Origin of the sequence: Xanthomonas cissicola (genome assembly GCF_008801575.1) — a bacterium.
Lineage (GTDB): Bacteria > Pseudomonadota > Gammaproteobacteria > Xanthomonadales > Xanthomonadaceae > Xanthomonas > Xanthomonas cissicola.
Genome location: NZ_VZPL01000112.1, coordinates 1 through 7,238, shown reverse-complemented (window position 1 = coordinate 7,238; position 7,238 = coordinate 1). Strand labels below are relative to the sequence as shown.

General features: G+C 59.1%; 8 protein-coding genes and 2 pseudogenes. 4 read left to right on the top strand and 6 right to left on the bottom strand.

The window, feature by feature from the left end:
• Both F7R02_RS23380 and F7R02_RS23370 read left to right on the top strand, forming a co-directional pair.
• Positions 1-106 (top strand): annotated as a pseudogene (locus tag F7R02_RS23380) (IS5/IS1182 family transposase); the annotation flags it as partial.
• A gap of 180 nt (positions 107-286) precedes the next feature.
• Positions 287-928: an AbiU2 domain-containing protein gene (locus tag F7R02_RS23370; RefSeq protein WP_019238193.1), complete on the top strand. Its 642-nt coding sequence runs from the start codon at positions 287-289 to the stop codon at positions 926-928.
• A 249-nt stretch (positions 929-1,177) separates the two neighbouring features.
• Here F7R02_RS23370 and F7R02_RS23360 read toward each other — a convergent pair whose 3' ends face one another.
• Genes F7R02_RS23360 through F7R02_RS23340 form a run of 6 tightly spaced genes read right to left on the bottom strand, consistent with a single transcriptional unit; the run spans position 1,178 to position 5,934 of the window.
• Positions 1,178-1,603 carry a DUF4238 domain-containing protein gene (locus F7R02_RS23360; protein ID WP_268892713.1) on the bottom strand — a complete coding sequence of 142 codons (426 nt, stop codon included), beginning with the start codon at positions 1,601-1,603 and terminating at the stop codon, positions 1,178-1,180.
• Positions 1,575-1,718: an SEC-C metal-binding domain-containing protein gene (locus tag F7R02_RS27605; protein ID WP_235857291.1), complete on the bottom strand. Its 144-nt coding sequence runs from the start codon at positions 1,716-1,718 to the stop codon at positions 1,575-1,577. The genes F7R02_RS23360 and F7R02_RS27605 overlap by 29 nt, the downstream gene beginning before the upstream one ends.
• Positions 1,660-2,277, bottom strand: a complete 618-nt coding sequence (locus tag F7R02_RS23355; protein WP_235857290.1) for a YecA/YgfB family protein — start codon at positions 2,275-2,277, stop codon at positions 1,660-1,662. The genes F7R02_RS27605 and F7R02_RS23355 overlap by 59 nt, the downstream gene beginning before the upstream one ends.
• 18 nt (positions 2,278-2,295) lie before the next feature.
• Complete coding sequence (locus F7R02_RS23350) at positions 2,296-5,271, bottom strand: Tn3-like element ISXc4 family transposase (protein ID WP_078589579.1); 2,976 nt, start codon at positions 5,269-5,271, stop codon at positions 2,296-2,298.
• Between the two features lie 4 nt (positions 5,272-5,275).
• Entirely contained in the window at positions 5,276-5,695 is a 420-nt protein-coding gene (locus F7R02_RS23345) for a putative toxin-antitoxin system toxin component, PIN family (RefSeq protein ID WP_003491210.1), read from the bottom strand.
• Positions 5,695-5,934 carry a ribbon-helix-helix domain-containing protein gene (locus F7R02_RS23340; RefSeq protein ID WP_003491212.1) on the bottom strand — a complete coding sequence of 80 codons (240 nt, stop codon included), beginning with the start codon at positions 5,932-5,934 and terminating at the stop codon, positions 5,695-5,697. Before F7R02_RS23340 ends, F7R02_RS23345 begins: the two co-directional genes overlap by 1 nt.
• A 212-nt stretch (positions 5,935-6,146) precedes the next feature.
• Here F7R02_RS23340 and F7R02_RS23335 point away from each other — a divergent pair, with 212 nt between their 5' ends.
• Together F7R02_RS23335 and F7R02_RS27040 are read left to right on the top strand one after the other, a co-directional pair.
• Positions 6,147-7,070: a recombinase family protein gene (locus tag F7R02_RS23335; protein ID WP_003491216.1), complete on the top strand. Its 924-nt coding sequence runs from the start codon at positions 6,147-6,149 to the stop codon at positions 7,068-7,070.
• A gap of 42 nt (positions 7,071-7,112) precedes the next feature.
• Positions 7,113-7,238, top strand: a pseudogene (locus tag F7R02_RS27040) (recombinase family protein); the annotation flags it as partial.

Sequence of the window (7,238 nt, the reverse complement as noted above, 5' to 3'; positions counted from 1 at the left end):
CGGCCTGGCCAAAAACACCGCACACGTGCTGACCTTGTTTGCGCTCTCCAATCTGTGGATGAAGCGAAAGCAGTTGCTGCCGGCTATGGGGAGCGTGCGCCTGTAAACCAGGAAATTCCCACGGAAAGCGCCAGAAATGGCGAAATTCCAAAGATTCAAACGCCACTCTTCGGAACGACGCGACATCCCGCACTCTCAGGCCTCGTTATTCAGACCTTCCCTAACAATTCATTCAAGCCGAACTGGCTTCGTCAGTCGGCTTAATTCAGCCGATAGGACGCACTACATGACATCAACGCAGTCCATGGATGAAGTACACGCCAACTACGTAACGTTGATGGGCGATGAGCTTGGTACGGCTTTCGCAACGCTTCATCGCAAGCTGATTGAACTACATATAGTGTGGCAACAGTACCGGCAGCTATTCGGTTCGGATCAAGAGACAGTGGAGCTTTTGAACCGCACCGCCGCACTATTTTTCAAGATCACTCAAGACGAAATGTGGGATAGCGTTTTGCTTGGCATATCTCGGATGACTGACCCGCCTGAGACCCGCGGCAAGAAGAATTTAACCATTCACTCATTGCTCACTTTGATTGAGGATCCCGCGCTAAAGCATGAACTGGAGACTCTGTGCGAGGCAGCGCATAAGCAGGCGGCTTTCGCAAGAGAGCACCGAAACAAACGCATCGCTCATCAAGATCACGGGTACGCCACCAATCGAGCAGCACACGCTCTCAGTGGTATCAGCCGAGAGCACGTGCAGTCCATGCTTGCAGCTATTGGCAAGGTAATGAATTGCCTGAATCTGCACTTCAAAAAGAGCACTACCCTCTACGAGAAATTCATTGATGATAGCGGCGCCAGAGTGCTTGTCTCAAAGCTGCGCAAGTTTGAGCATCTTAAAGCTACGCCGGGTGCGCCCTAACAATTCATTCAAGCCGAAGTTGCTTCGCAACTCGGCTTAATTCAAGCGTTAGCCATAAAGGGAGATTCAAGTTGCCCACCGTTGTCATTCTCAGAAGACAAATGCACGGAATGTCAGGAGTCGGCTGTACTAGTGGATTGCAGCGCGGCGTATAGAGCCGTCTTGCTCACCTTGAGCCGCGCTGGCACCAAATAAACTGGACGAAGCTATCAGTCAAACTGGACGCCGGCGTCATTTAGGCTGGCGAATTCATGACAATCTGTGCAGCCTATGCGTCTTTCTAGCGAAGTCTAAAGCCCACGGTGATTCCTGGCGCGTGTAGAGAAATCGTCTTGTGTTGTGAGCCGAGCGACGATTAAGCTCCAGTACTGTCGAACGCTCGGTCGAGAAGTATTGCGGCCTGTTCGATATGGCTCGCCTTGCCCAGAAGCATATCTCTGAGCCTAGAGGCATGCTTAGCTCGGCTTGATCTGCAGCAATACCTTCCGACTCGAAGAAGAACACCGGATTGTCACAAGTCATGAAGTTTCCCCCAGTAGTGACGAGAAAACACCACTCCATGGACATTAGGCCCTGGATTGTTCGTTGCGTCGCTCCAGATTGGGGTTCGGGGAGCAATGGAACAGGGAAGTCAGTTAAGCCGGTATCAATGAAATGTCGGAGCGCTGGTAGCACAGCAATGCTTGTACTTCCGCCCACTGCCACATGGGCACTGATCATTTCTCCCAATCTTAGGACCCTTGTTGTCTGCGTAAAGGCCCTTGGGTTGCCAATTGGCGATGTGAGGCAAAGTAGCGATAGATGTGCGTCAGTCCGGCAATCAGGGGCTGAAGCAACTCATCGCGTTTGTCCGGCGCAATCTCTGGCGGGCGCATGGCGGGATCAGGATCATGTTCATGGGTCAAGATCATGATTGGCAGCATGGGCCCGCCAAATTCTTCGCTGCCGATCAACTCTTGCCAACTATTGGGCCGTAATTGAATGCCGCGCATGAAACCACGTGCCCAGTCGTTACCGTGTACGGCCCCATCCGCATCTTCGAGTAGCACGGGAAGGTAGACATCGTCTTTCTCCAGAGTGCGGAACAATTCTGATGCAATCGTGTTCCAGTGCCGCATGACCAAGCCAAGAATTTCGGCGGCTTGGTCATTGCTGTCGAAGCAATGGTCTTCCCCGAATACTTGTGGCAAGTATTCGCTGGGCAAAACCGTTTCTGGACCACAAATGAGTGCGGCAAAGAACCCATCGAGCATTTCGAGATTCATTGCAGGTGCGCCGACTCCTTCGAGAAAGTCGCCCAGCCGATCAAGCTGGGCATCGTTCAACGGTTGTTGCGTCATTTGTTGCATGGTGAATTTCCAAGGTTTTTAAGGATCATTCGGTTTGGTCAACGGTCTCAGCTCGCCGCGCGCGACAGCTTCCGGCACCGAGAACGAATAGCGTCCGAGCATGTTGATGTGCTCGTGGCCGAACGGCGACAGCCGTGCCTCGTCTTCTGGCTTCACGGGGTAGCCTTCGCTGCGCAACTGCGTCAGCACCGCATCCATGTACAGCGTGTTCCAAAGCACGATCATGTTCACGACCAGGCCGAGCGCGCTCAACTGGTCTTCCTGCCCTTCGCGGTAGCGCTGGAACAGCTCGCCGCGCTTGCCGTGGAAAACCTCGCGCGCCAGGCTGTGGCGGCCTTCACCGAGATTCAGTTGCAGCAGCGTGGCGCGACGGCGGGCTTCGTCGTCGATGAAATTCAACGTGTGGATGGTCTTGTCGATACGGCCGATTTCGGCGATGGCTTGCGCCAGGCTGGTGGGCCGTTCATCGACCTGTAAGGTGCGCATGATGCCCATCGCCGGAACCAGACCGAGCTTGAGCGAGCCGACCAGACGCAGCACATCATCCCAATGCGGGGTGATACGGTCGAGATTCACACGCTGCCGGGCCAGCGCATTGAGGTCGCCATAGTCGGCGTCGGGATCGACGCGCCAGAAACGGGTACCGCCAACATCGGCCAGGCGCGGGCAGAATCGATAGTTGGAGAGGCGGAACAAACCGAACACCAAATCGCTGTACGCGCCGGTGTCGGTCATGATCTGGGTCGGCTGCAACTCCGTTTGCTGCTCCAGCACAACCGCTAGCAAAATCAAACTGTCGCGCAGCGTGCCAGGCACAGTGATCGCGTTCAGTCCGGTGCGCTGATCGGAAAGCAAGTTGTACCAAGTGACGCCGCGCCCGCGATTGAAATACTTTGGGTTCGGTCCAGCGTGGATCGTGCGCACCGGCACCACGAATCGCATGCCGTCGGCCGAAGCCACATCGCCACCTCCCCAGGTTCGCGCCAGTGCGATACGACTTTGCGCGGCCACCAGCACGGCATTGCAGGCTGTCAGCGTGTCGTCACGCACATAGTTCTGATCGACCCACATCAGCCGGTCGCGCTTGAGCGCCGGAGTGTTTGGCCGCACCAGTGGTTCCGGGCCGGTGTTGCAGGCTTCGGCCATCAGCACCGCGCACAGGCTGGTGGTCAGGTCGGCCGCGCGCGCGGTGCGTTCAGTCAGGTGCGTGAACGCTTCCATGCAGCCAGTACGACCGGCGACTTCCAGCAGGATTTCCGGAAGATCGACGCGCGGCATGCGCGCCTTGATTTCGTTGCGCAGCGCGATCAATGAAGGCGGCTCCTCCAATGCTTCAAGCGGACTGAGCACCAGTTCCGTCTTGTCGCCAACGTTCTCGAAGCGCACTGCGTCGTTCTGGGGCAGGCGCGCGGCGACGCGGCGGTAGGTTTCGTCCAGCTCGCGCGTCAGCTCGGACAACGTGGCCTCGGGCTGCGCCGACAGGCTCAGCGAGCGGCAGACGATAGGCCGCGAGGCCTCCCATTCAGCTCCGGCCAGCAGCCCGGCGCGTGGATCGGCGTAGCGCCAACTCGGGCTGATGAACACGTCGCGGCGGCGAATCGCACTGCGCAGCTTGTCGAGCGCGCAGAACGAATAGGCTGTGGCATTGATGCGGCCATCATCCTGAACGACATGGCGTTGCCACGCCTTGCCGACGATGGCCGTGGGCGGATCATGGTCGGGCTTCTCATGCAGCCATTGCAACGCCTGCGCCAAAGGTTGCGCGGCCGGATTGGCGTCAAAGCGGATGACGCGCAGCAACGCCGGCAGGAAGCGCGAGACGGTGGCCTTGCGGGCTTCCAGTTCGGTGTAGAACACATCGTTGGGCGGGCGCACCAGACCGCGCACTTCATTGAGCGCCTGGGCCAGTTCATCGTGGCCGATGGCGGCATAGACGCGCTCGCGCAGTTCGCCGTCCGGCAGGGCCGGATCGAGCAGCATCCGGCATGCCTCGGCCAGCGTCGAGGCGGCCCGATCCAGATCCTTGAGGGAGCGCTGCCTGACCTTACGATCTTCTTTCTCAGCCTTGGTGAACAGCTCGCGCAGCAGCAGGTCGAGCACATCGATGGCATCGTCTTGCGCGCTGGCTTCCAGGCAGTGGACGAAGGCCACTAGCGTGGCGATGCGTCGCACCTCCGGCAATCGAGCCACGGCGGATACCTTGGCAGTACTGGCGAAGCGGGCCAGCGCTGCGATGCGGCTCGGCGGCACATGGGTGCCTGGCAGCTTAATGCCCAAGCCACGCACGGTTTCGATTCGCAGCAAGGCCGCAACGAGCGCCGGAGCGCTGACGCGTACCGGCCCCTTGCGCAATCGATCCAGCCAAGACTGCCGGCTGCCTTCGACAAGCTTGAGCAAGTCATCGAGGCGTTGTCGCTGCTCGGGTGTCACGCCGTGCACCAGTAGTCGCCACAGACGCGACTCCATGCGTGAGCGTATCTCGGCGATAAAGCGCTCCAGCAAGGTGACGCCGGGTAGCAGCACCTTGTGGCCGACCAGCCAGCCGTTGGCGTAGTCGAACAGCGCACTCGGGCGGTCAGTGCCCGTCCAGCACAACGCGCACAACCAGCGGCCAAGGCGGAACTGGACGCCGGTACCCGTGAACTCGCGGTAGCCATAGCGGGTGCGAATCTCGCTCGTGTGCTGCCAGCGCTGCCGAGTTGTCCGGTAGTCAATGACGCAATCGGAAGGGTCGGCGATGCCAAGTTGCGACGACAGCGTATGCAGCACCGGGCTTGGCACGGCGGTAGGGTCTTCCAGAAAGGTGCCGAGAAACCGCGCCGTGGTCAGTTGCAGCGCATAACCGAGGCGACTGCTGTCGCGTCGCTTGGTGGCGATCCACTCGCGGTCATCGTCGTCCAGGTGGAAATAGCGCGCCAGCTCTTCGCTGGAAAGCGTGTCTGGATAGCGGCCGTAGCGTTCCCGTTGTGTGGTGGACAGGAAGCTGACCGGCATGGCGTCAAAGCGCCTCGGCGCAGAAGGTGACTGGCGTGACGATGCGCGTGCGGCCAATGCTACCGCGTTGCAGCAGCCCAGCGCGGCGGTCGCCAGTCACAAGGTAATCGGCCTCGCTGGCCAGTGCCATCGCCAGCAGGAACGCATCGTTCGGATCATTGACCTCGATGCGATCAGGCAGAGGCGGCAATACATGCAGCACAACGGCGCGCTGCATGTTGTTGATCATCGTGCCGACGCGATGCGCGGGCAGGATTGCCTTGATCTTCGGGTAACGGCTCACGCGGCGCAGTTCATCAAGCTGCGCCGTCCCTGTCACCAGTTCAAAGCGTGCTGCAAGCCAACCGCGATAGATGATGTCGGGTGGGCTGTGCGACGAGATCAGCGCGGCCAGCAATACGTTGGTGTCGAGGACGACCCGCATTAATGCTCACGCGCCCATTGCACCGCCTCATCAATGAGGTCGTTCAGTTCTGTCTCACCCATACCCACCGTAGCGGCTTTGGCTTGTTCCACAGCCCGCTCGAAGAGGTAGGCGCGCACCGCATCCTCGATGAAGCGTGACAGGTCGCCCTTGCGACCGCCGCCTTGCGCGGCGATGAACATGCGGACGGACTGATCCACGTCCGGCGATACGGCGATGTTCCAGCGCACGGTATTCATGAAGCTCTCTCCAATCAGAGTTTATGCACATCGGTGTTTATACACTCTTTAAGCGGTTTTTTTGCAACGGTTCAATAAAACGATCGTTTTTATGAACTCTGATGGAGCGATCGGCGCGAGGTGTCCGTAAGCCAACAAGCAGTCTGTAATAGTGGTTTGTACAATCAAAGTTTGATATTATTAAAACTTAACGAGTAAAGCAAAATATTACGATGAAAATCGGCTATGCGCGCGTATCCACGCGCGAACAGAACCCAGCCTTGCAGGTGGACTCCCTCAAGGCGGCCGGCTGCGAGCGCATTTATCAGGACGTTGCGAGCGGCGCGAAGACCGCGCGCCCAGCGCTCGATGAACTGCTGGGCCAGTTGCGTGGCGGCGACGTGCTGGTGATCTGGAAACTCGACCGCATGGGACGCTCACTCAAGCACCTGGTTGAGTTGGTGGGTAGCCTGATGGAACGCAAGGTCGGGCTGCTCAGCCTGAATGACCCCATCGACACCACCAGCGCCCAAGGGCGGTTCGTGTTCAACCTGTTCGCCACGCTGGCCGAGTTCGAGCGCGAGCTAATTCGCGAGCGCACCCAGGCCGGGCTGACGGCCGCGCGGGCGCGTGGCAGGGTCGGTGGGCGACCCAAGGGCCTGTCGCCGCAGGCCGAAGCGACAGCGCTGGCGGCCGAGACCCTATACCGCGAGCGCAAGCTGTCGGTCGCTGCCATTGCGCAGAAACTGCACTTGTCCAAGAGCACGCTGTACAGCTACCTGCGGCATCGCGGCGTAGAGATCGGCCCGTACAAACAATCGGCGCAGTCGCCGATAAACGTCTCCGTGGTCGAGAGCGGAAACGCTGACCAGCCGAAGGTCGCCACCATCCTGCTGACCTTGCGCATCGAGAACAATAGCAAGTTCGTGCGCGGAAAGAAGCGCTCGATCGAGCATGTCGAGTTTTTTGATCTTGCCCAATACGATGCCACGCGGCGGCCGAACGGGGAATATGAACTGAAGGTGCCCTATGACACGGATGAAGAGCTGGATGAAGCCGTGAACGATTTGCTAACCGACATCGCCTGCGGTGCGGATGACCGCCACTGTTTCTCAGAGAGCCACGCCCGCATGGAAGGTACAGACCGGCACTGGTGAAGGCTTAACTGACTTCCCTGTTCCATTGCTCCCCGAACCCCGGGTATTGAGCTGGCGAAGGCCAGACACAAGTACCGTGGCCGCCCGGCCGATCCTACCGTACATGCTCGTATCGTCGCTTTGCGCAGTCGTGGGGAAACCATCGCCAGCACTGCGCGCCTGGCAGGC